Source organism: Archangium sp. (assembly GCF_045802675.1).
GTDB lineage: Bacteria > Myxococcota > Myxococcia > Myxococcales > Myxococcaceae > Archangium.
On sequence record NZ_JBJMQO010000138.1, the window covers coordinates 17104 to 40381 of the forward strand.

19 protein-coding genes are annotated in these 23278 nt (G+C 70.3%); 5 read left to right on the forward strand and 14 right to left on the reverse strand.

Annotated features, from left to right (window positions below; translation table 11 throughout):
* Positions 1-3: 3 nt before the first annotated feature.
* On the reverse strand, positions 4-759 hold the full coding sequence (locus tag ACJ8AN_RS38360; protein ID WP_407760576.1) for a PP2C family protein-serine/threonine phosphatase: 756 nt from the start codon (positions 757-759) through the stop codon (positions 4-6).
* 148 nt (positions 760-907) lie between these two features.
* The gene (locus ACJ8AN_RS38365) at positions 908-2620 is read right to left on the reverse strand and encodes a dipeptidase (protein WP_407760577.1); all 1713 of its coding nucleotides are present in this window, start codon (positions 2618-2620) and stop codon (positions 908-910) included.
* Positions 2621-2751: 131 nt separating this feature from the next.
* On the opposite strand from ACJ8AN_RS38365, the gene ligA reads away from it, so the two are divergent.
* Positions 2752-4824, forward strand: coding sequence for an NAD-dependent DNA ligase LigA (ligA, locus tag ACJ8AN_RS38370; protein WP_407760578.1), 2073 nt, complete (start codon positions 2752-2754; stop codon positions 4822-4824).
* A gap of 77 nt (positions 4825-4901) precedes the next feature.
* Here ligA and ACJ8AN_RS38375 read toward each other — a convergent pair whose 3' ends face one another.
* Positions 4902-5363 carry a hypothetical protein gene (locus ACJ8AN_RS38375; RefSeq protein WP_407760579.1) on the reverse strand — a complete coding sequence of 154 codons (462 nt, stop codon included), beginning with the start codon at positions 5361-5363 and terminating at the stop codon, positions 4902-4904.
* A 51-nt stretch (positions 5364-5414) separates the two neighbouring features.
* Entirely contained in the window at positions 5415-5765 is a 351-nt protein-coding gene (locus ACJ8AN_RS38380; protein WP_407760580.1) for a hypothetical protein, read from the reverse strand.
* Between the two features lie 227 nt (positions 5766-5992).
* Between ACJ8AN_RS38380 and ACJ8AN_RS38385 the strand changes: the two genes are divergently transcribed.
* Complete coding sequence (locus ACJ8AN_RS38385; protein WP_407760581.1) at positions 5993-7624, forward strand: fumarate hydratase; 1632 nt, start codon at positions 5993-5995, stop codon at positions 7622-7624.
* A 45-nt stretch (positions 7625-7669) separates the two neighbouring features.
* Here the strand turns inward: ACJ8AN_RS38385 and ACJ8AN_RS38390 are convergent, their stop codons facing one another.
* The 10 genes from ACJ8AN_RS38390 to hemL all read right to left on the reverse strand — a co-directional run bounded on the left by ACJ8AN_RS38390 (position 7670) and on the right by hemL (position 19818).
* Positions 7670-8062: a hypothetical protein gene (locus ACJ8AN_RS38390; RefSeq protein ID WP_407760582.1), complete on the reverse strand. Its 393-nt coding sequence runs from the start codon at positions 8060-8062 to the stop codon at positions 7670-7672.
* A gap of 116 nt (positions 8063-8178) precedes the next feature.
* Positions 8179-10059, reverse strand: coding sequence for a M4 family metallopeptidase (locus ACJ8AN_RS38395; protein ID WP_407760583.1), 1881 nt, complete (start codon positions 10057-10059; stop codon positions 8179-8181).
* A gap of 440 nt (positions 10060-10499) precedes the next feature.
* The gene (locus tag ACJ8AN_RS38400; protein ID WP_407760584.1) at positions 10500-12428 is read right to left on the reverse strand and encodes a response regulator; all 1929 of its coding nucleotides are present in this window, start codon (positions 12426-12428) and stop codon (positions 10500-10502) included.
* 44 nt (positions 12429-12472) lie between these two features.
* Positions 12473-14254 (reverse strand): ATP-binding protein, encoded by a 1782-nt coding sequence (locus ACJ8AN_RS38405; protein ID WP_407760585.1) that lies wholly within the window; start codon positions 14252-14254, stop codon positions 12473-12475.
* Positions 14251-15264 (reverse strand): ATP-binding SpoIIE family protein phosphatase, encoded by a 1014-nt coding sequence (locus ACJ8AN_RS38410; RefSeq protein WP_407760586.1) that lies wholly within the window; start codon positions 15262-15264, stop codon positions 14251-14253. Before ACJ8AN_RS38410 ends, ACJ8AN_RS38405 begins: the two co-directional genes overlap by 4 nt.
* Positions 15255-15635, reverse strand: coding sequence for an anti-sigma regulatory factor (locus ACJ8AN_RS38415; RefSeq protein ID WP_407760587.1), 381 nt, complete (start codon positions 15633-15635; stop codon positions 15255-15257). The genes ACJ8AN_RS38410 and ACJ8AN_RS38415 overlap by 10 nt, the downstream gene beginning before the upstream one ends.
* A gap of 4 nt (positions 15636-15639) precedes the next feature.
* Positions 15640-16041 (reverse strand): STAS domain-containing protein, encoded by a 402-nt coding sequence (locus ACJ8AN_RS38420; RefSeq protein ID WP_407760588.1) that lies wholly within the window; start codon positions 16039-16041, stop codon positions 15640-15642.
* Positions 16042-16053: 12 nt separating this feature from the next.
* Complete coding sequence (locus ACJ8AN_RS38425; protein ID WP_407760589.1) at positions 16054-16926, reverse strand: STAS domain-containing protein; 873 nt, start codon at positions 16924-16926, stop codon at positions 16054-16056.
* A gap of 221 nt (positions 16927-17147) precedes the next feature.
* Positions 17148-18530, reverse strand: a complete 1383-nt coding sequence (locus tag ACJ8AN_RS38430) for a serine/threonine-protein kinase (RefSeq protein ID WP_407760590.1) — start codon at positions 18528-18530, stop codon at positions 17148-17150.
* The gene (gene hemL, locus ACJ8AN_RS38435; RefSeq protein ID WP_407760591.1) at positions 18523-19818 is read right to left on the reverse strand and encodes a glutamate-1-semialdehyde 2,1-aminomutase; all 1296 of its coding nucleotides are present in this window, start codon (positions 19816-19818) and stop codon (positions 18523-18525) included. The genes ACJ8AN_RS38430 and hemL overlap by 8 nt, the downstream gene beginning before the upstream one ends.
* A 139-nt stretch (positions 19819-19957) precedes the next feature.
* Between hemL and ACJ8AN_RS38440 the strand changes: the two genes are divergently transcribed.
* From ACJ8AN_RS38440 to ACJ8AN_RS38450, 3 genes are read left to right on the forward strand one after another with little or no spacing between them, the layout of a single operon-like run.
* Positions 19958-20992, forward strand: a complete 1035-nt coding sequence (locus tag ACJ8AN_RS38440; protein WP_407760592.1) for a HEAT repeat domain-containing protein — start codon at positions 19958-19960, stop codon at positions 20990-20992.
* Positions 20993-21002: 10 nt separating this feature from the next.
* Positions 21003-22133 (forward strand): HEAT repeat domain-containing protein, encoded by a 1131-nt coding sequence (locus ACJ8AN_RS38445; RefSeq protein WP_407760593.1) that lies wholly within the window; start codon positions 21003-21005, stop codon positions 22131-22133.
* 27 nt (positions 22134-22160) lie between these two features.
* A complete protein-coding gene (locus ACJ8AN_RS38450) occupies positions 22161-23090 on the forward strand; it encodes a DUF6929 family protein (RefSeq protein ID WP_407760594.1) in 930 nt (309 codons plus the stop codon).
* The last annotated feature ends 188 nt before the right edge of the window (positions 23091-23278 follow it).

A 23278-nucleotide genomic window follows, 5' to 3' on the forward strand; every position in this document is an offset into this window, starting at 1 on the left:
GGCTCAGCCTTCCCCCTGCACGCGGACCACGATGCCCGTGATGTTGTCGGTGCCTCCGCGCTCGTAGGCCTTGGCGACGAGCCGCTCGGCCATCTCCTGGGCCGAGCCGCCCTGCGCCAGCAACTGCACCATCAGGTCCGGCGGCACCGGCTCGTACAAGCCATCGCTGGAGAGGACCAGGACATCGCCCGGCTGCACGGACACGCGGATGCAGTCGGGGTCGACGCTCGCCTCCATGCCCACGGCCCCCGTCAGCGAGTTGCGGTGCATCACGGCGAACGGGTTGTTCGTATCCAGCCCCGCCTCCTCCATCTCCGCGAGCACCGTGTGGTCTCGCGTGAGCCGCCGCAGCACCCCGCCCCGCACCAGGAACGTGCGGCTGTCTCCGAGGTTGCACACCACGGCCTCGCTGTCGCTCAAGAGCACCGCGGTAATCGTCGAGGCCATCATGGACAGCTTGCCGCTCTGCGCCGCGCGCACCGCGTGGTGGGCCTGGCGCACGGCGTGGAGGAGGAGGCCCTCGGGTGCATTGCCCGACGCGTCCGGGACGGGAGAGACGGGCCGCGCCTTGCCTCCCTGCGAGGACAGGAAGTCGACCACCGTGCTCAGCACGAGCTGACTGGCCACCTCACCGCCCTCGTGACCGCCCAGGCCGTCGGCGACCGCGAAGAGGCCCAACTCCGGCTTCTGGCAGTAGGAGTCCTCGTTGTTCGGCCGGCGGCCCACGTGGGTGGCCGCTCCGCTGTCGGTTGGTGCCATGTCGGGCCCGGATGGAGTCGAGGGAAAGATGCGCATTCCTCTCCCGAGTCTCGACCGGACATGGCACCGGGCCAAGGAGATAACGCCTCCCTGGCCCCCTGCCCCCCAGGCGCGGACCTGCGCTCCACGCCCGGGGCACCTCAGCGCGTCACGGCGCGGGCGCGACCGTGGGCTTGGACTCCGGCTTCGCGGCCGGCTTCACCTCGGCGGGCTTCGGCTCCGGCTTCGCGGCGGCGAGCGTGGGCTCGGCGGGGATGGCCAGGCGCGAGCCGGTGTCCTGCACGATGCGGCGGTACCAGGACTCGGGGTACTTGGGGTGGTTCACCTTCCCCATCTCGTCGCGCACGTTGCCGTCCATGTACTTCACGAGCAGCTGCTCGCCCAGCTTGCGCCAGCGGCCGTGCACCTTGTCACCCTGCTGGGCCGAGTACTCGGTGAGGTAGGTGCGCGCCTGCTCGGGCGAGCTCTTGTACAGCTCGAGCGCGGCCTTCTCGATGTCCGCCTGGTCGGCGAGGAACTGGCCCTCCAGCTCGCCCTGCGCCTTCTGGACGTCGACGATCATGTCGCTCCAGCGCGCGTAGGCCTGGTTGGACACCCAGTTGAACACCCAGAAGGACGAGTCCCAGGAGAACTGGCCGCGGTTGGCCACGCCCGTGGCCACGTTCTTCGGCGCGTGGCGCACGCCCGCGTAGACGGGCGTGTACACGGTGGTGAAGGTGTCATCCACGCCGAACCAGAGCAGGCCGCCCACGGGGCTCGGCATCCACGAGCGCATCTGCGCCACGAAGGAGAAGCCCGTCTGCTGCGTGGAGATGGCGCGCTCGTGGAGGTACTTCTTGCCGTCCACCTCCCACGTCATCGGGCGCCAGCGGTAGGGCACGGCGTAGGGCCCGGCGCCCACGTCCTTCGCCATGTCGAGCGGGGTGCCCTCGAAGTGGTCTCGCATCAGCCCCATGACGTCCTGCACGGCCAGCTTCTTGTCTGGCTTCACCCACAAAGGCAGACGCTTGCCCGGGACCGAGCCATCCACGAAGTCCGCGCCCAGTCCGGCCGACGGCGCCGCGCGGCGGAAGATGCTCCACACACGCGCCTCGGCGAAGCGCATGCTCTCGAAGTCGAACGGGTGGTAGGTGTCGGCGAAGCTGAAGTCCTTGTCCGCGCCCTTGAACCAGCCCTTCTCGCGCGCGAAGGAGATGACGTCCTTGGAGTAGAGGGCGTTCTCCGCGTCGTTGAGCGGAAACTGCTGGATGCGCGACTGGTTGGCGTGCGCCGAGATGTACCCATCCGGCAGCCGGCGGGCCACCCACACCGCGCCCTTCTGTCCCGCGCCCTTGCCGATCATCTCCAGAATCCACGCTTCCTTCGGATCCGCGATGGAGAAGGACTCACCGGTGGAGGCGTAGCCGTACTCGGCGACCAGGTCGGTCATCACCTGGATGGCCTCGCGGGCCGTCTTCGCGCGCTCCAGGGCGATGTAGATGAGCGAGCCGTAGTCGACGATGCCCGCGGGCCCCTCCAGCTCCTTGCGGCCCGTGAAGGTGGACTCGCTGATGGTGAGCTGGTGCTCGTTCATGTTGCCCACCACGTTGTAGGTGATGGGGGCTTCCTTGATGCGGCCGAGGAACCTGCCCGTGTCCCACTCGATGATGTCGCGCATCGCGTTGGGCGGATTGCGGCGCGCGGGGGTGTAGTACAGCTCGCCGTACAGCTCGTGCGAGTCCGCGGCGTAGGTGATGAGGGTGGAGCCGTCGGACGTGGCGCCCTTGGTGACCAGCAGGCTGGTGCAGGCGAGCGCGGCGGGAGCGACCAGTCCCGCCGAGACGGCCAGGGCCGGGAGGAACTTCGAAAGGGGTCGGATCATGGCGGTGGAGACTACCAGGGGCCTCCCGGATGCACTCCCTTTTGAGCGCCTCCGCCCACCGGGCAGGGGAGCGTGCGGCAGGTGCCCAGAACGGGAGCGCGGCCTAGCTTGAGGGAACGTCGGGTAGGGACATGGAAACTCAACTTCCCACATCCCCCCTGCGCGGGGACGAGCGGCGCCGCGAGGTGGCCCAGCTCCGGGTCGAGGAGCTGCGCGGCCTCATCAACCACCATGATTACCGCTACTACGTGCTCGACAGCCCGGAGGTGACGGACGCCGAGTACGACGCGCTGCTGCGCGAGCTGCGTGGACTCGAGACGGACTTCCCCGAGCTCGTCACCCCGGACAGTCCCACGCAGCGCGTGGGCGGCAGGCCGGGTGCGCTGTTCGCCCCGGTGCGTCATCGGCTGCCGATGCGCTCGCTCGACAACGCCTTCTCCGCCGAGGAGCTGGCCGCCTGGGCCGCGCGCGTCGAGAAGCGCATCGGCGCCCGGGCCGACTACGTCTGCGAGCTGAAGATCGACGGGCTGGCCGTCTCCATCGTCTACGAGAACGGCGCCCTGGTTCAGGCGGCGACGCGGGGAGATGGGCAGGTGGGCGAGGACATCACCGCCAACGTGCGCACGATGCGCTCGGTGCCGATGCGCCTGCGCGGCCGCGAGGTCCCCCGGGTGCTGGAGGTGCGGGGAGAACTCTACCTGCCCGTGAAGGCCTTCGAGCGCCTCAACCAGGAGCTGACCGGGCGCGGCGAGCGGCCCTTCGCCAACCCGCGCAACGCCGCGGCGGGGAGCATCCGGCAGAAGGATCCCGCGGTGACGGCCTCGAGGCCCCTGCGGCTGTGGTGCTACGCGCTGGGGGTCGCCGAGGGCGTCTCGTTCTCGCGGCACTCCGAGTCACTCGAGTACCTCAAGCGCATGGGCCTGCCGGTGAACCCGGCCGCGAAACAGGTGCGCACGCTCGCGCAGGTGGGGGACTTCTGCGCGCACTGGCAGGAGCACCGCCACGACGTGGACTATGAAATCGACGGCGCGGTGGTGAAGGTGGACGCGCTCGACTTGCAGCGGGAGCTCGGGGAGACGAGCCGGGCGCCGCGCTGGGCCATCGCCTTCAAGTTCCCGCCGGAGGAGCGCACCACGCTCGTGAAGAGCATCTCGGTGAACACGGGCCGCACGGGCAAGGTGACGCCCTTCGCCGTGCTCGAGCCGGTGCGCGTGAGCGGGGCCACGGTGACGTATGCCACGCTCCACAACGAGGAGGAGGTCCAACGCCGCGACGTACGCGAGGGAGACACCGTCATCGTCCGGCGCGCCGGTGAGGTCATCCCCGAGGTGGTGGGCCCCGTGCTCTCCAAGCGCTCGCCGGATGCGCGCCCCTGGCGCTTCCCCAGGAAGTGTCCCTCGTGCGGCACGAAGCTGGTGCGCGAGGAGGGAGAGGCCGACTGGCGCTGTCCCAACCGCGTGGGCTGCCCGTCGCAGGCCGTCGAGTGGCTCTTCCACTTCGCCTCACGGGGGGCCATGGACATCGAGCACCTCGGGTACGTCACCGGCGGCCAGTTGTTGGAGCTGGGCCTGGTGAAGGACCCGGCGGACATCTTCTTCCTCACCGCGGAGCAGCTCGGGCAGTTGCCGGGCTTCGGCGAGAAGTCCGTCCACAACCTGCTGTCCGCCATCGAGGCCGCGCGCCACCGTCCCCTCTGGCGGCTGCTCGTGGGCCTCAACATCCGCCACGTGGGGCCGTTCGCCGCCCGGCTGCTGACGCAGGCCTTCCCGTCCATGGACGCACTGCGCCTGGCCTCGCTCGAGCAGCTCCAAGCCGTGCAGGGCGTCGGACCGAGGATCGCCCAGAGCCTCCACTCCTGGCTCGAGCAGCCGGAGAACGTGCGGCTCCTCGAGAAGCTGCGGCGCTCGGGCGTGCAGCCGCGGGAGGAGGCTCCGGCGCGCGAGCCCGCCACCACGGAAGCCCTGTCTGGGAAGACCGTCGTCATCACCGGCGAGCTGGAGACGATGAGCCGCGAGGAAGCGACGCATGCGGCCAAAGCCGCCGGGGCCCGCGTCACGGGCAGCGTCTCGAGGAGCACCTCCTTCGTCGTCGCCGGCGCCAACCCGGGCGCGACCAAGTCCGACAAGGCCCGGGCACTCGGCATCGAGACCGTGGACGAGCAGGAGTTCCTCCGCCGCCTGGGCGGACGCGGCACGCTGCACTGAGGGGGAGCCTCCCGGCCGCGTTTCTCGCGCACTGGTCCGATGGTCGTACCAGTCGCGCCCAACTCACACCGGAGGGCTCACCCGGTGCTCCGGCGCAGCACCGCTCCGTGGTGCACCCGGACGCGCTGGGCGTCCGCGAACAACCCCGCTTCATCGAGGCGCGCCGCCGCCCACTGCGCCGCCTCGGACACAGACCGGGCCACATGGTACGGCGTCTCCGTCTGCGTGAACTGGAGGATGCTGCTCAGCAGCAGCCGCGTCACGGGCGAGGTGATGACGAGGGCGCTGCCGATCGAGAGCTGCTTCTGAATCGCCTTCCGCTCCCTGAACCAATTGATCAGCCGCTGGCGCTGCTCGGGGGAGAGCACGCGGAAGCTCCCCGTGTCGTAGATGACGACGTGCTTCTGCCGCCTCGCCAGGGAAGCCCCCCGCTTCGCGAGGAAGTCGTCGAACTGCTGGTTCGTCGGCATGCCCGTGAACCGGATGACGAGCAGCGGCCACAGCGAGTCGTCAAACGTGATGTTGCTGGAGGGCTCCATACCTTGTGCAGCCTGAATCGGAAAAACGGGACAATCAAGGGGTACCTGGACTCACTTCCACTCCCGGGGGATGCGCAGCAGGTCCTCCAACCGCACCGAGTTGAAGGCGGCGGAGTGGATCTCCGACACGCGCCAATCCTCCAGCGCCTGGGCGTCGACGAGGACCTCGGGCTTGGGCAGGAAGGCCAGGAAGCAGTCCTCGAGCCCCAGCTCCACCGCCACCTTCCGCGCGTGCTCGACGCCGTGCCGGCTCCACAGGTACAGGCCCGCCCCCTTCCGGGCGAGCTCGCGCACCCGGCCCACCACCCGCTCGCGGGGGAGGCCCAGGGCGGTGGGGCCGGACACCAGCGTGTCCTCGGCGTCGAGGTAGATGGCCCTACAGGGAACGACGGGGGTGCTCATGGCCGGGGCAGGATGTCACCCCGGACGGGCCTGTCCAGCGCCCCCCGGGGGCCGCCCCCAGGGCATGCGAGCGGCTCCCCCTACAATCGCTCGTCGCTCGCATGAGGGAAGGTTGTCGGCGTGTTTCCGGCGGGCTCCCCGCCCGGGCCGCTCCCGGCGGACAATCGGAGACTCTCGGGGACCCGGACCGCGCGTCGGGGTCCAGCCCACCGTTGGAGAAGGCCACGATGAACGACTTCCAGTTCCAGGACATGCTGCCGCTCGGCAAGGACGAGACGCCCTACCGGCTGCTCACCCAGGAGTACGTCTCCACCTTCGAGGCCGGTGGAAAGACGTTCCTCCAGGTGGCTCCCGAGGCCCTCACGCTCCTCACCCGCGAGGCCATGCGGGACATCTCCCACCTGCTGCGGCCCGGCCACCTCAAGCAGCTCGCCCACATCCTCGAGGACCCCGAGGCCTCGTCCAATGACCGCTTCGTGGCGCTCGAGCTGCTCAAGAACGCCAACATCGCCGCCGGCGGCGTGCTGCCCTCCTGCCAGGACACCGGCACGGCCATCGTCATGGGCAAGAAGGGCCAGTATGTGATGACCGGCGGCGGCGACGAGGCGGCCATCTCGCGCGGCGTCTTCGACACGTACCGCACCGCCAACCTGCGCTATTCGCAGATGGCGCCGCTCGACATGTACAAGGAGGTCAACACCCAGAACAACCTCCCGGCGCAGATCGAGCTCTACGCCACCGACGGCGACGCCTACAAGTTCCTCTTCATGGCCAAGGGTGGCGGCTCGGCCAACAAGAGCTACCTCTTCCAGGAGACGAAGGCCGTCCTCAACCCGCGGAGCCTGCTGAGCTTCCTGGAGACGAAGATTCGCTCGCTGGGCACCGCGGCGTGCCCGCCCTACCACCTGGCCATCGTGGTGGGTGGCACCTCGGCCGAGTTCGCGCTGAAGACGGCCAAGTACGCCTCGGCGCGCTACCTGGACTCGCTGCCCACCGAGGGCAACGCGCTGGGCCGCGGCTTCCGCGACGTGGCGCTGGAGCAGGAGGTGCTCAAGCTCACCCAGCGCACCGGCATCGGCGCCCAGTTCGGCGGCAAGTACTTCTGCCATGACGTGCGCGTCATCCGCCTGCCCCGCCACGGCGCCTCGTGCCCGGTGGCCATCGCCGTGTCCTGCTCGGCGGACCGCCAGGCGCTCGGCAAGATTACGAAGGACGGCGTCTTCCTCGAGCAGCTCGAGGCGGATCCGGCGAAGTACCTGCCGGAGACGAAGGACGAGCACCTGTCGGGCGAGGTGGTGCGCATCGACCTGAACCGCCCCATGGCGGACATCCGCGCCGAGCTGTCGCGCTACCCCATCAAGACGCGTCTGTCGCTGTCGGGCCCCATGGTGGTGGCGCGCGACATCGCCCACGCCACCCTCAAGGAGCGCCTGGACCGCGGCGAGGGTATGCCGCAGTACCTCAAGGACTACATGGTCTACTACGCGGGCCCGGCGAAGACGCCCGAGGGCTCTGCGTCCGGCTCGTTCGGTCCCACGACGGCGGGCCGCATGGACGCGTACGTGGACCAGTTCCAGGCGCAGGGCGGCAGCTACGTGATGCTGGCCAAGGGCAACCGCTCGCCGGCCGTCACCGAGGCCTGCAAGAAGCACGGCGGCTTCTACCTGGGCTCCATCGGCGGCCCGGCGGCGCGGCTCGCCAAGGACTGCATCAAGAAGGTGGAGGTGCTCGAGTACCCCGAGCTGGGCATGGAGGCCGTCTGGAAGATCGACGTGGTGGACTTCCCGGCCTTCATCGTCGTGGACGACAAGGGCAACGACTTCTTCGCGGACATCAACAAGCCCTCGAAGAAGGCCTGAGCGCCGCGCGGGAGGCCCGGTGACTCCGGGCCTCCCCGGCCCGCTTCAGTGCTTGAGGCCCGCCACGTGCGGGGTGGGCAGGTTCTCCATCCCGTGGGCGAGCTGGAAGGTGTAGCGCACGCGGGGCGCGGCCTTGAGGCCCCCCATCACCTTGAAGAGGAAGTAGCCGCGCTCCACGTTGTCCGGGTCCGGCGTCACCTGCACCTGGAGCAGATCCGTGGTCTCCAGCACCATCTCGCCCACCAGGCGCTTGCCGAGAATCAGCTGCACCACGGGCGTGCCGTTGTCCTCCGCGAAGAGCACCCAGTGGAGCGCCTCGGCGTCGTAGAGCCAGCACTCCTCGGTGCCCACGCTGAGGATGCAGTTGGTGTGGTCCAGGAGCCAGTCCCAGAAGCGGTCGAAGGGGAGCGTCGTCCCCGTCTCTGTCTCAATCGCCATGGCTCCCCACATAGCTCAGGTCGGGGCGCCGTGGGGGAACACCCGCAAAAACGAAGCCCCCGGGAGGCATGCCTCCCAGGGGCCCGTTTCAGGTTTCAGCTCAACCCGGATTCACATCACGGGGTGTAGGAGCCCTTCAGCGAGACGCTGGAGTACGCGCTGAAGGCGTTGAGCATCACGTGCATGCGCTGGGTGGTGGTCTGCGCCGCGATGTTGCACGTCTCGGCGTTGCCGGAGAGGTACGGACGGCAGGTGTACGAGGCGGTGGTCGGCTGCGAGCCAACCTTCACGTACAGGTCCGCGTCGCCCGTGCCACCGCTCGTGGCGAAGGTCGAGGCCTTACCGGCCGGGACGTCCAGGTAGTAGAACTTCTGCGAGCCTGCGGCGCCCGAGATGCCGGTGATGGCCACGCCGTTGGTCAGCGGGGTGGAGACGACGGGCACGCCCACGCCCACCGCCTGCCAGGCCTGCGTCACGGAGGCCACGGGGTAGCCCAGGGCCGTCGCCGCCTGCTCGGTGTACGTCTTGGCCTGGGCGAAGGTGGTGGAGGCCGTCATCAGGTCCACGTTGGCCTTGTAGAAGATGGCGCCGGCCGCCTGCACGCCGATGCCCGTCACGTTGATGGTGCTCTTGCCGCGCGGGTGCGTGCCGCCCGTGGACAGCAGCTTGAACGCCAGGTTGGCGATGCCCGAGCTGTAGTGCACGTCCGCGCTGCCGACGCCGCTCACCCAGAAGTCCTTCGAGACGCCGTCCTTGGCCGGGTCGTACAGGTAGCGGAGCGCGTCACCCGCGGTGGCCGGGGTCCAGATGTCGTCGCCGACCATGAACACCGCGTTGGAGGTGGACCAGGTGCCCGAGGCGTAGCTCTCGCAGTAGGCGCCGAAGATGTCGCTCATCGCCTCGTTGAGGCCGCCGGACTCACCCGAGTAGGTGAGGTTGGACTCGCTCGAGGTCACCGCGTGGGTGAGCTCGTGCGTGGTCACGTCCGCGGACAGGCCCAGCATGCCCGACTGCACGCCGTCGGCATCGCCGTACACCATCTGGGTGCCGTCCCAGTAGGCGTTCACGTAGTTGGTGCTGTAGTGCACCGAGCTGATGAGCGTGGCGCCCAGGCCGTTGTACGAGTCGCGGCCGAAGTTGTTCTTGTAGCAGTCGTACGTGCCACCCAGCTTGGTGTAGTTGCCGTCGACGTGCGCGTCACCCGTGGCGGCGCCGCCCTCGGAGCGCTTGAGCGTGCCGGGCAGGGTGGTGCCGTTGTTGGCCGAGTACACCTTGCGGTTGAGCAGGGTCTCGATCTGCGAGACGCGCTGAATCTCGGAGCCGTCCTTGGCGCTCACGTAGACGAGGTCACGCACGGGCAGCTCCGCGCCCTCGCCCGTCACCGTCACCTCGTAGGCCAGCTTCAGCTTGCCGTCCTGCTGGGAGCGCACGTACACCAGACGCGAGCCCTCGGTGGCCAGGTGGCGGCCGGTGGTGGTGTTGAGGGCGGCGACCTGGGCGGCGTCGGCGGAGATGGTCGCCTTGGCGGAGACGATCTCACCGTCGCGCGCGGTGCCGTTGGCGCCAGTGATGGTGCCGTTGGAGTCCACGTGAACGATGAGCTCCTCGTTCACCACCGGCAGGCCGTTCTTCGTCTGGCCATAGCGGATGTGGGTGACGCCCTGCTCGTCCACGCGCGAGCGCTTGGCGACCAGGTCACCGGCCTGCAGGCGGAACGCCGCGGCGATGGAGGGCAGCGCCTGGCTCACGCGGCTGTGCGCGTCACCGGCGGACAGGCTGGCCGTGCCCAGGTTGCCGGTGATCATGTAGGGGAAGTTGGCGTCGTCCGCGCCCACCACCCTGGCGGAGGGCAGCGCCGAGAGCGCGGCCTGGACGTCGCCGAGCGAGTCGGTGGCCTCATCGTACTTCTGGGCACCCTCGGGCAGCTGGGAGTTGTCGACCTCGCACGCGGCGAGGGGAAGGGCGAGCAGTGCGGCAGCAAGGAAACGCGTACGCAAGGGGGGACTCCTTAGAACCAACGACGAGATGCCGTCGGACGCAGAACCCTAGAGCAGGGAACGGGCCAACCCGCGAACCCATTGAAATCCTTGACAGCCCAAACATCCCGCCGACTCCGGATGGAGCACGCATGTCACAGCCGGCGCGCGTCCGGATGTACGGAGGCTTTACATCCACTCCGTGCAAGTCATTGATTCCAGGCGAAAGAGCCCGACACCTGGGGGTGTCCTGTCCTCAGACATCTTCCGCCGGGGTCATGTCTGGATTGACCCGGGGCCAGATGCTTAGGGCTCAAAGCATTTCCAATATGTCGGGCTTTCCGCCGCTTGTAAAACCACACCCGGGGAGAGCACCGCGTAACCCAGACATTACGCCCGGTGACGTCTGTTTTCAAGAATCTGAGAATAGAGGAAGACGGGCCCTGCACCCCACCGGGCGCCTACGCGGCGGTGGGGTGTTGCGCCGGGAGCCGCTCCAGCAGCCGCTCCAGCTCATCGGGCTTCACGGGCTTCACCATGTGCAGGTCGAAGCCCGCCTCCACCGCCTGCGTGCGGTGCTCGCCGCTGTAGCCCGTGAGCGCCACCAGGAAGACGTCCCGGCCGCCCTCGCTCTCGCGGATGCGGCGCGCCACCTGGAAGCCATCCATCCCCGGCAGCCCCAGGTCCACCAGCGCCACGTGCGGCCGCAGCACGGGGAAGAGCTTCACGCCCTTGAAGCCGTCCTCGGCCACCTCCACCCGGTGGCCCCACATCTCGAGCAACTCGCGCAGCACCTCGCGCGTGTCCTCGTTGTCCTCCACCAGCAGCACCCGCCGTCCCCCTGGCTCCTCGGCGCCCACCGGCGCGGGCTGCACGGGCGTGTGCGCGGCCACCTCCTGCGCGGCCTCCAGCGGCAGGCGCACCACCAGCTCGCTGCCCTTGCCCTCGCCCTCGCTGTGCGCCGACACCGAGCCGCCGTGCAGCTCCACCAGCCGCCGCACCAGCGTCAGCCCAATCCCCAGTCCGCCCCGCGCGCGGTCCAACTGCTGCTGCGCCTGGACGAAGAGCTCGAACACGCGCGCCATCAGCTCCGCGCTCATGCCGATCCCCGTGTCCCGCACGCGCAGCACCGCCTGGCGCTCCTGCCCCACCCACTCCACCGACACCTCGACGAAGACGTGGCCGCCGGGCTCGGTGTACTTGCGCGCGTTGTCCAGCAGGTTGGACACCACCTGCTCCAGCCGCGTCGAGTCCCCGCGCAGCCACAGGCTCTCCGTGGCGGGCAGCGACACCTCCAGGTGCAGCCTCTTGTCGTCCAGGGCCTGCCGGCGCGCCTCCAGGCTGTGCTGCACCACCTGCCGCAGGTCCACCGGCGCCCGCCGCAGCTCGATGTGGCCCCGGTTGAAGCGCGACACGTCCAGCAGGTCATCCACCATGCGCGCCATGTGCTGGCTCTGCCGCACCATCACCCGCATGGCCTTGGACTCGGCGTCCTCGGGCCGCGTGGCCTCCGCCAGGTGCAGCGCGTTGACGATGGCCGCCAGGGGATTGCGCAGCTCGTGCGCCAGCATGGCGAGGAACTCGTCCTTGCGCCGGTCCGCCTCCGCCAGGTCCGCCGCCCGCTGCCGCAGCGCGTCCTCCAGCTCGCGGCGGTGGGTAATATCCGAGAGGATGCGCACCGCCCCCGTCACCGGGCCCTCGGCGCTCTCCACCGGGTTGGCCGCCACGCGGTACCAGCGCGTGCCCAGGCACACCTCGGCCTCGCCCTGGCAGGCCAGCACCGCCCCACAGCTCGGTGGCAGCTCGGCCTCGGAGCCCGAGGCGGCCCGCATCAGCTCCTCGAAGGGACGCCCCACCACCTGCTCCCGGGGCAGCCCCAGCAGGGAGAGCAGGGCCCGGTTGGCGCGCATCACCCGCCCGCCCCGGTCCAGCAGACACACCCCGTCGCCGAGCGCGTCGAAGGTCGTCTTCCACTGCAGCGCCGCCGCGCGCGCCTCCTCCTCCGCCTGGCGCATGCGCAAGAGCGAGCGCACCGTGGCCAGCAGCTCCGCCGAGTCCACCGGCTGCGTCAGGTAGCCGTCCGCGCCGCTCTCCAGCCCCTCCACCTTGTTCTCGGTGCGCACGTAGTTGGCCGACAGGTGCAGCACCGCGATGCCCGCCGTGCGCGGGTCCGCCTTCAGCCGCCGGCACACCTCAATCCCATTGAGGTCCGGCAGCTTCACGTCGAGGATGGCCAGGTCCGGCCGCGCTTCGGCGGCCAGCCGGAGCGCCTCCGCACCCGTGCCCCCCTCCAGCACCAGGAAGCCCGCCGCCCGCAGCATGCGCGTGACGGCATACCGGTTGGCCTCGTTGTCGTTGATATTGAGGAGGATGGATTCCCTGTGCGGCAAGTGACGGTCTCCTCAAAGGCGTACAAACACTCTCAGCTACGTGCTCAGCGCTGGGGAGAGCCCCCCCCGGACCGGTGTCCCGGATCCGACAACGCCCGCTGCAGGAGCTCCGACGCCACCTCCCGGGTGAGTCCACTCTTGGAGAGGATGCCCACCACATGGGGAAGGAGACGCCCGCGCTCCTGCTCGGTCAGCGAGCGGCTGGTATGGATGATGACCGGAATGCTCCGGGTAGCGGACTGCCGGCGGAGGGCCTCGAGGACCTCGAAGCCGTCCATGCCGGGGAGCGACATGTCCAGGACGATGGCGGCGGGCCGGAGCTCCCCCGCCTGGCGCAACCCCTCCGGCCCCGACGCCGCCTCGCGGAACTGCAGCGAGCCGTCGCCCAGCAACCGCCGAAGCAGGTAACGGGCGACCTCGTCGTCGTCGATGATGAGCACCGTGGGAGCTTGCGCAAGTTGCTGCTCCAACGCCTGGGAGGACGCATCCTGTTCCCCCGCCCCCTGACGCTGGGTGTAATCGCGGGACACCGCCGCATGGAAGGTGCTGCCGCGGCCCGGCTCGCTCTCCACGGTGAGTGAGCCGCCGAGCTGCTCGGCCAGCCGCCGGGACAGCGGCAGCCCCAGGCCCGTGCCCTTCACCCCCTGCTGGTGGGGGCCCTCCACCTGGACGAACTCCTCGAAGATGCGCTCCTGGTCCTCGGGGGCGATGCCCACGCCGCTGTCGCGCACCGAGAACACCACCGTGTCCCGGGGGCCGGGCGCCACCGACACCCGCACCTCGCCGTGGGAGGTGAACTTGAGCGCGTTGGAGATGAGGTTGCGAAGAATCTGCGACAGCTTGCGCTCGTCGGTGTGAAGCGCCGGCAGGCCGTGAGGCTCCTCGAAGACGAGCGACACCCCCTCGTGCACGCGCAGCGGCCGCAACATCCCGCGCAGCGCGCCGAAGAGCTCCGCCACGGAGAAGTGCGTGGGCGCCACCTCGGATCGGCCGGACTCGATTTTCGCCAGGTCCAGCAGGTCGTCGATGAGCTCCTGCAGGGCCTCGCCGGACTTGCGGATGAAGAGGACCTGCTTCTCCTGCTCGCTGGTGAGCGGCCCGTCGATGCGGTCGAGCAGCAGCCGCGAGAGGTTGAGCACGGAGCTGATGGGCGTGCGCAGCTCGTGGCTGACGTTGGAGATGAAGCGCGTCTTCATGTCCGAGGCGCGGCGCAGGGCCTCGGCCTTCTCCTCCAGCTCGGCGTAGAGGGCCACCACGCCGCGGTTGGTCTCCTCCAGCTCGCGGTTGAGCCGATCCACCTCGGCCTTGCGCGCCTGGAGCTCCTCGAGGATGCGCAGCAGGTCCGCGTTCTGCTTCTGCAGCTCGTCGGCGGCACTGCCCCGCCGCTGCCGCTCCAGCTCGCCGCGCAGCGACTGCACCACCAGTCCTCCCGGCAAGGCGTGTGGGAGCCGGTGACTCAGCTCCAGCAGGAGCCAGCCCTCGCCGTCGGGCCGCACCACCACCCGGTCCATCAGCCGCTGCGCGGGAGCGAGCGCGGGCCCGGGCCGCAACGAGTCCGGAGCGCTGCCCGCGACGAGCCCCTCGTGGGTGGCCGAGGCCCGCACGCGCACGAGCAGCGCGGGCACCGGCAGGTCCTCCAGGAGGAACTCGATGTGGCCGTTGGCCTCGGCGGCCGCCAGCCGCGCCACCTCGGAGATGGCGGTGGCGATGCGCACCTGATCCTGGCCGTCGAAGCCCAGCGCCTGGGCGATGTGCCGCCCGCGCTGCCGGGTATTCACCACGTCCTGGCCGGTGCGCAGCTCCGACTGGAAGAGCGAGGCGCTCAAGGCGCGCTCCCGCCGGAAACCTCCCGAGCCACCAGCACCGTCGCGTCGTCCCGGCCCCGGGCGAAGTCGCGGTACAGCACGCCGGCCACCAGGCTGGGGTGACGGGCGAGCAGCCCGGGGTAGGGGTCCAGGCGCCACTGGGTGGCGAGTCCGTCCGAGCACATCACCAGGGTGTCGCCCGGGCTCCACGTGTAGCTGAACTGCTGCATGCGGTGCGCCTGATGCCCCAGTGTTCCGTTCATGGAGACCAGCCGCTGGATGGCGCCCGGAGAGACAATGGCCGCGGCGATGTTGCCCACGCCCGCGAAGTGCAGCCGCGCCCCCTCCACCGAGGCGAACGCCACCGCCGCGCCCCGGGTGCTGCGCAGCTCCTGGTGCGCCCCGCGCATCAACTCCACCAGCTCGCTGGAGCCCTGCTCGAGGAAGGACACCACCGCCGCGCGCGAGGCCCGGGCCGCCTCGGGCCCATGGCCCAGGCCATCGGCCACGAGGGCGAAGAAGCGGCCCTGCTTGAAGTCCACCGCCCAGGAGTCCCCGCACACCTCCTCGCCCGGCATGGGCACGCACACCGCGCCCACCTCCACGCGGGCCGCCGGGGGCGGCTTGTCGGCCCACAGCTGGGCCAGCACCGCGGTGCCCACCCCGGGCACGGAGTGGATGTCGAAGAGGGAGGCCATGCGCCGTATGGCGCCCAGCCCCACGCCGCTGGTGCCGGCGGTGGAGTAGCCGTCGCGCAGGCAGCGGTCCACGTCCGCCATGCCGGGCCCCTTGTCCAGCGCGAGCACCTCCAGCCCGACGTGGGGGCCCTCGTGCAGCGCGCGCAGGAGGATGTGCCCGCCCCCGCGCGCATGGGCGACCAGGTTCTTGGCGGCCTCGCTCACCACGATGGCGACCTTGCCCTGGGCCTCCTCGTTGAACCCCAGGCGGGCAGCCAGGGCCGCGGCCGTCCGGCGAGCATGGCCCGCCTGGCTGCTCTCCGTGACCGCCAACACCGTGGAGCTCACTTCCATCGCGTCACCGTGACCCGGGTTCCCTCGCCTACGGTGGAGACGATGTCGAACTCGTTCACCAGCCGCTTGGCGCCTCCCAGCCCGAGCCCCATGCCGCCCCCCGAGGTGTACCCGTCGCGCAGCGCCAGCTCGATGTCGGGAATACCCGGGCCCTTGTCCTCGAAGCACAGGCGCAGGCCGCGGCGGATGCCCTCCTGGATCAGCTCGAGCTTCACCTCTCCACCCTTGCCGTAGTCCAGGGTGTTGCGCGCCAGCTCGCTGGCGGCCGTCACCATCTTCGTCTGCTCCACGAGGCTGAACTTGAGCTCGGCCGACCACGTACGCACGGCCTGGCGCACCAGCACCAGGTCCTGCGACGAGCGGATGGGCATGACCTCAGTCCTCAAAACTTGCATCCGGGACCTCGAGCACGACGTCGTCAGCCTCTATCGAGGACTGCAACAGTGCCATGCCCTTCTCGACGTTGAGGGCGGTGCGGATGCCCGGCAGGGACATGCCCAGCTCCACCAGGGTGATGGCCACCGCCGGCTGCATGCCCACCACCACCGTCTGCGCGTCCAGCACGCGCGACATGGTGGCGATGTTGCCGAGAATGCGTCCGATGAAGGAGTCCACCACCTCCAGCGAGGAGATGTCGATGAGGACGCCGCTCGCGCCCGTCTCCACGATGCGGGAGGTCAGGTCATCCTGCAGGGTCACCGCGAGCTGGTCGTGCATGTCCACCTGGATGGTGACCAGCAGCACCTTGCCCATGCGGAGGATGGGAATGCGCTCCATGGGGGAACCCGCCTAGGCCTTTCCCGCCGCGCCGCGCGAGGAGGGCTGGGCGACCGTCTGACTGAGGCGCCTGAGGGCCCAGTTGAACGCCCCGGCCACACTGGACTTGGTCACCACGCCGGCCAGGTCCACGCCCAGGTGGACGATGGTCTGGGCAATCTGCGGGCGGATGCCGCTGATGACGCACTCGGCGCCCATGAGCCGGGTGGCCGTCACCGTCTTGATGAGGTGCTGGGCGGTGAGCGTGTCCACGGTGGGCACGCCGGTGATGTCGATGATGGCGATCTCCGCGCCCGTCTCGACAATGCGCTGCAGCAGCGACTCCATCACCGTCTGGGTGCGCCCGCTGTCCAGCGTGCCGATCAACGGCAGGCAGACGATGCGGTCCCACAGCTGCACCACGGGCGTGGACAGCTCCAGCATCTCCTGCTGCTGGCGGACGATGACCTCCTCGCGCGTGCGCTGGTGCACCTCGGTGGTGTACAGGCCCAGCTTGTCGAGCAGGACGGTGATGTTCCACAGCTCGTCGGTCACCAGCTCGGGCTGGCTGGCGAGCTCACGGCGCAGCCGCTCGAACACGGGCTGCTTGAAGCTGAAGATGAAGGTGGCCGTCTCCGACGGGGAGAAGCCCTGCAGGCTGCGCGCACGCGACAGGCGATCCAGCATCTCCCGCACGCCGTGGTACCCGGTGCTGGAGGTGTCGGTGACGTTGCCGTGCTCGGTGGCCTGCGTGAGCAGCCGGAGGAACTCGGCGCACTGCTCGCGCAGCTCCGCCTCCTTCATCAGCGCGTCACGCCGCACCCCGCTCGTCGCCATGGCGGCGAGCCACTCCGTCAGCAACTCGGACGGGTACTTCTTGAGAATCTCGTGGATACGAGTGGTCAACGAAGCCTCCTGGAGACACGCCTGTAACACACGCCCCCGAGGCGGCTCGTGCGTCAAAATCCACCCTGATCGCAAGGCCCCGAGGCAGTGTTCACTTGTCGGCGCAGCACCCCGCAGGGCGATACCCATCGGCGCGAGTGTGAAATTCCCGCGCCGCCTTTCCGCACCGGCGGTGAGGGCTTCCTCCTACCCGCGGCGGAAGAGGGCGTGAAGCGCGGGACTCACCCCAGCAGCCACACCAGCAGGAAGCCCAACGCGAGCGCGAGGAGGAACAGCCCGGCGGCGAGCCACCCCTTGCGGGACATTCCGGGAAGCGGACCAGACACCTCTCCCTCGCCACCCTCCTCGATGGCCCGCACCAGCCCGGACTCCCCGGCCGCGACGACGACTTCACTGGTGACGTCCACGTCGAAGGCCACCCGCACCTCGCGCGACGTCACGGGCGTGAGGCTGCGCGACGCGTCGGCGGTGCCCCGGCTCTCCGGCTTCACCTCCTCCACCAGCTGCACCTCCTCGGAGGGGACGAAGCCGGCGGGGGCGTCGAGCGCGCGGTGCTCGAAGGCCAGCGCGGTGGGCGGCGCGAAGGTGGACAGCTCCTTCTCGGACGGGCGGCGCGAGGAGGACTCTCCCCGCAGCAGCTCGGCGAGCACGCCGTCCTCCACCCCCTTCTCCTTGGCGAACGCGGTGCTCATCAGCCGCGCGAGCGCCTCGTCCCCCACGCCGGGCGCCACCTTCTCCCGCAGCGCGCGCAGCGCCGCGCCGAACGCCGCCGCATCCGGGTAGCGCTCGTTGGGCTCGGAGGCGAGCGCCTCGAGCACCACCGCGTCCACCTCCGGGAGCAGCTCCGGGCGGTGCTGGCTCGGCGCCTCCCACTTGGGATAGGCCGCGCGCTTCCACCGCTCGGCGACGTCGCCCTTCTGCGGCAGCGGGCGCCAGGCGAGCAACTCCCAGAGCACCACGCCCGTGGCGTACACATCCGCGCGCCGGTCCACGTGCTTCTTGCGCGCCTGCTCCGGCGCCATGTACGCGATGCTGCCCATCACCACGCTGGGCGCCGTCTGCGCCTCCTTCAGCGTGGACTGCGCCGCGCCGAAGTCGATGATTTTCACCTCGCCCGCGTAGGAGATGCACACGTTGGCGGGCGAGAGGTCGCGGTGCACCAGGTGCAGCGGCTGGCCCTGCTCGTCCGTCACGTCGTGCGCGTAGGCGAGCCCCTGGCACATGCGCTCGCCGATGAGCAGCGCCAGCCCCACGGGCAGCACCTGCCCCCGGTTGCGCAGCCGCCACGCGAGCCGGTTGAGCGTCTTGCCCTGCACGTACTCCATGGCGAGGTAGAGCTCTCCGTCCACCTCGCCCATGGCCCACACGCGGGCGACGTTGGAGTGGGACAGGCGCCGCACCACCCGCGCCTCGTCCCGGAAGCGGGCGAGGAACTGCGGGTTGCCCCCCAGGTGGGGCAGCACCTTCTTCACCACGCAGGCGCGGCCCGCCTCCTCCTCGCGCGCCAGGAACACCTCTCCCATTCCCCCATACCCGATGCGCCGCACCAGGGTGTAGGGACCGAAGGGAATGGGCCCCGTGCCCGCGTCCTGCGCCTCAGGCACCCTGCCCCACCGCGCGGAACGCCAGGCGGGCCGCCCGGAGGATGTGCGCCACCTCGGGCTCGTTGAGGGACAGCGAGAGGAACGCCGACTCGAACTGGCTCGGCGGCAGGTACACGCCCTCCTCCAGCATCTGGTGGAAGAAGCGGCCGTAGCGCGCCGTGTCGCTCTTCTTCGCGCTCGCGTAGTCGAACACCGGGCCCTCGGTGAAGAAGACGGTGATCATGCTGCCCACGCGGTTGATGGTGACGGGGATGTTGGCCTCCTTCGCCTCGGAGCGCAGGCCCGCCTCGAGCTCCCGGCCGATGAAGTCCAGCCGCTCGTACACGCCCGGCGCGCGCAGCGCCTGCAGCGTGGCGATGCCCGCGGCCACCGCCACCGGATTCCCCGACAGCGTGCCCGACTGGTACACCGGGCCCTCGGGCGCGATCTTCGACATGATGTCGCGCCGCCCGCCGTAGGCCGCCAGCGGCATGCCGCCGCCCACCACCTTGCCGAAGGTGCTCAGGTCCGGGCGCAGGCCGTACACCTCCTGCGCGCCGCCGCGGGCCAGCCGGAAGCCCGTCATCACCTCGTCCAACACGAAGAGCACGCCGTGCGCGCGGCACAGCGCCTGGAGCCCCTGCAGGTAGCCCTCCTCGGGGATGAGCACGCCCATGTTGCCCACCACCGGCTCGATGATGGCGCAGGCGATGTCCTTGGCCCGCTCGGCGAAGAGCTTCTCCACCGCGCCCAGGTCGTTGTACGGCGCCGTCAACGTGAGGGCCGCCACCTCCTTGGGCACGCCCGGAGAGTCCGGCAGTCCCAGCGTCTCCACGCCGCTGCCCGCCTTCACCAGGAAGGGATCACCCGCGCCGTGGAAGCAGCCCTCGAACTTGAGGATGTAGTCGCGCCCCGTGTAGCCGCGCGCCAGCCGGATGGCCGCCACCGTGGCCTCCGTGCCGCTGGAGACGAGCCGCACCTTCTCCACGCTCGGCACCGTGGCGCTGATGAGCTCGGCGAACTGCACCTCGAGGTCCGTGGGCGCCCCGAAGGTGGTGCCCCGGCGCGCCGCCTCGGTGATGGCCGCCACCACCGGCGGATAGGCATGCCCGAGGATGAGCGGACCCCAGCTGCCCACCAGATCCACGTACCGGTTGTCGTCCGCGTCCGTCAGCCACGCGCCCGCGCCCTCCTTGAAGAAGACGGGCTCACCGCCGACGCCCCGGAAGGCGCGCACCGGCGAGTTCACACCGCCGGGAATGCGCTCCTGCGCTCGGGAGAAGAGGGCCTTGCTCTGCGTGTGGTTCATGGGGGGCTCCATAGCACGCGGCGAAGACGCCCATTGCCGCGCCACTTCTTTCTCGAATTGCGGGTTATCTAAGAGAAGGAGAACTTTCGGCGGCAGCCGTTCTATACGTTCTCGGGCCCGAATGCATACCGGTGGCCTGTTGAGAATCCAGCGAATGCTCGCCGCGCTGCTCGCCCTGCTCGGCGCCAGCGAGGCCTCCGCCGTCGACGAGCGGCCCATCGTCGCACCCCGCCAGCCCCCGCTCACCTGTTACGCGGGCTACTTGAAGCGCGAGGCCCCGTACGGGCTCGAGGGCGTGCGTGCCGCCATCGGCCAGGCCCTGGCCCGCAAGGACACGGCCGCGCTCGGCTTCCTGGAGGAGCGGCTCGCGGAGGTCATCGGCTCGGACGCTCCGGCGGCGCTGCGGGTGGTGGAGTGGGCGAGCACGGCGCAGGAGCCCGAGGTGTCGCTCTACCTGCGCGCGGTGCGCGAGACGGACGCGGTGCGCGCCCCGGCCGTGGTGGAGCGGCTCACCGCCCTGGCGGAGACGCACCCGGATGCCGGCCATCAGGTCAACGCCCTCGTCGCCCTGGAGACGCAGCAGCGCCTCGAGCCGGCCGTGCTCGAGCGCCTCACCGCGTTGGCCCGGAAGGACACGCTCGACACGGGCGTGGTCCTGCACGCCGTGCGCGCCCTCGGCCGGGTGATGGACAACGACTTCCAGCGCACGGGCCGGCTCGAGCCGTACCTGGGCAGGCTGCTGGAGGTGGCGCTCGGCGCTAAAGAGGCCCGGGTGCGCGGGCTCGCCCTGGAGATGGCCATCTACCCGGACGCGCGCATCGAGGACGCGCCACTGCGGCAGGTGGCGAAGCTCCAGGCCGGGGACCCCGACCCCGAGGTGCGAGAGATGGCCGCGCGGGTGATGTCCTCGGGGCGAGACACGCAGGCCGTGCTCGAGGCCTTCCGGCAGTCCTTCCCCCGGGAGAAGAGTGAGTGCGTGCGCTGGGCGCTCGTGCGCTACGCGGTGCGAGCTGCGGGAGCCCGGGCCCTGCCCCTGCTCGAGGACTTCGCGCGCCAGGACGCGCGCTTCCAGCGGGATTACGCCGAGTTCAAGTCGCTGTACGGCTCGGGCCTGGTCGACTTCAACCAGGTGTTCCTCGGCAAGCCCCACCACCACCGCTGCGAAGCCCCCTGAGGAGCACGCGATGAGCACGGGAGCGAAGAAGGCGTGGCTGGGCGTGGGCGCGGTGCTGCTCACGGTGCTGGTGGGCGTGCTGCTGTGGCGCTCGGACGCGGCGGACGGGGCGAAGGACGAGCCCCGGGACGAAGGGGCCTCGCGGGACGGCACGAACGCGGGCAACGGACAGGCGGCCCCTCCGGTGACAACGCCAGCCACGGGAGAAAGGAGCACTCCACCCGGGGAGCTGTTGCGGCCAGTGCCGTGTGAATTGGATGCGTTGGTGGAGGAGTACCGACAGGGCAAGGGCTCGCGGGCGTACCGCCTCTATGTGATGGAGCAGTTGCGCGCGCTGCTGGAGAACGTGCCGCCCGAGCAGCTCTGGGCGAAGGTGGACGCGGAGCAGGACCCCGAGGTGTTGGAGGCGCTGTCCTCACTGTGGGTGACGCGCTTCAACCAGACGGGGGACCGGGGCGTGCTGGAGCGGGTGCTGGACAAGGCGGCGCACGAGACGGACCCGGCACGGCGGGCGGCACTGGTGCGCTCGCTGAGGGCCTCGGGCGAGCCGGCCAGCGAGGTGCTGGCGAAGGGCGCGGCCACGCGCAATGCCTATCGCGAGTGGGTGAAGGACCCCTCCCCCGAGGTGCGCGAGGCGGTGGTGGGCAACCTGACGGCCGAGGCCGCGCGCAACTTCGGGCGCTTCCAGGGCGTGGCGGAGCAGGCGGTGGCGCTCGCGTCGGAGGCGACAGACGCGAAGACGGCGGCGGGGCTGCTGGGGGCGTCGTCCATCGAGGCGGCGCGGGCCCCGGCGGTGGATTCGGTGCGGCAGCTGCTCCAGGGCTCCGAGCACCCCGAGGTCCGAGCGGCGGCGGCGAGGGCCCTGGGCACGGTATCGGTGAGCGAGTCCGCGCGGACGATGCGGGCGCTCACCGAGCGCTATGCAACGGAGGGCTCGCGCGAGGTGCGCAGTGCCATCCTGGAGAGCCTCGCGCGCCTGGGCCTGACGAACGCCGTGCCGGTGCTGCGGAAGCTCGAGGGCGTGGACCCGGGGATGGACGGGGAGATCGACACCTGGCTCGCGCTGCTCGCCTCACAGCCGCAGACGTGGAACCTGCTGCTGCGCGACAAACAGGCGATGGAGCATGCAAGGAGCCCGTGAGGCCGGGCCATTGTAGTCTCCCGCCCCATGCTCCGACTCACCCAGCGCCGGAAACTCACCTTGCAGGCTCCCGAGACTCCGGGAGGCGAGCCCCACGTCTCCGCCGCGAGCGGACTGGTGCGCGCGGGCAACTGGCTCCACGTCGTCGCGGACGACTCGCTGTTCCTGGCCACCTTCCCGCTCGAGGGGGATGCGCCCGGACAGCTCCTGCGCCTCTTCCCGGGCGAGCTGCCGTTGGAAGCCAAGGCACGCAAGGCGCTCAAGCCGGACCACGAGGCGCTCTGCCTGCTCTCGGGCCTGAAGGACGCGCCGCACGGAGCGCTGCTGGCGGTGCCCTCGGGGAGCACGCCGGTGCGGATGAAGGGGGCGCTGGTGCCGCTGGCGGCCGACGGGAGCATTGGCGGCCCGGTGCGCGAGGTGGACTTCACCCGCCTCTACGCCCAGCTCACCCGCGAGCTCGGCCCGCTCAACGTGGAGGGCGCGGCACTGGCGGGCGCCCGGCTGCGCCTGCTCAACCGGGGCAACGGAGACCAGGGCACGGACGCGGTGGTGGACCTCGACGCGGGCCGGGTGCTGCGCACCCTGGAGGCGAACGAAACCCTTCAGCCCGACGTGGTGCGCATCGTGCGCCGCTGGGAGCTCGGCCGAGCGGGCACCGTGCGCCTGTCCTTCACGGATGCCGCGCCCCTGCCGGACGGCCGCGTCGTCTTCACCGCCGCCGCCGAGGACACCCGCGATGCCTATGCGGATGGCGCGGTGATGGGCTCGGCGGTGGGCGTGCTCGCACCGGATGGCTCGCCGATGTTCCTCGATGGCGTGGACGCGAAGGTGAAGCTGGAGGGCGTGGACGCCCGGGTGGAGGGGGGCCGCATCCACCTGCTGCTCGTGGCCGACGCGGACGACCCCTCCCAGTCCGCGCCCCTCTTCGAGACCGTACTGGAGGGCGTGCCGGGCTAACCCTCTTCGGGTAAGTCCGCGAAGGGACCGCCCTGCGCGGTGGAAGGAAGCCGCTGAGGCAGCGGACCGGTACGTCGGGATGGCGACTCCTTTGTCCCATGGATGGAACGGTCCTTCCTGGATTCACATCTGGCGGAGCACCAGTCTCGCCGTCATCTTGGACGGGACTCACCGAGAAAAGGAGCACC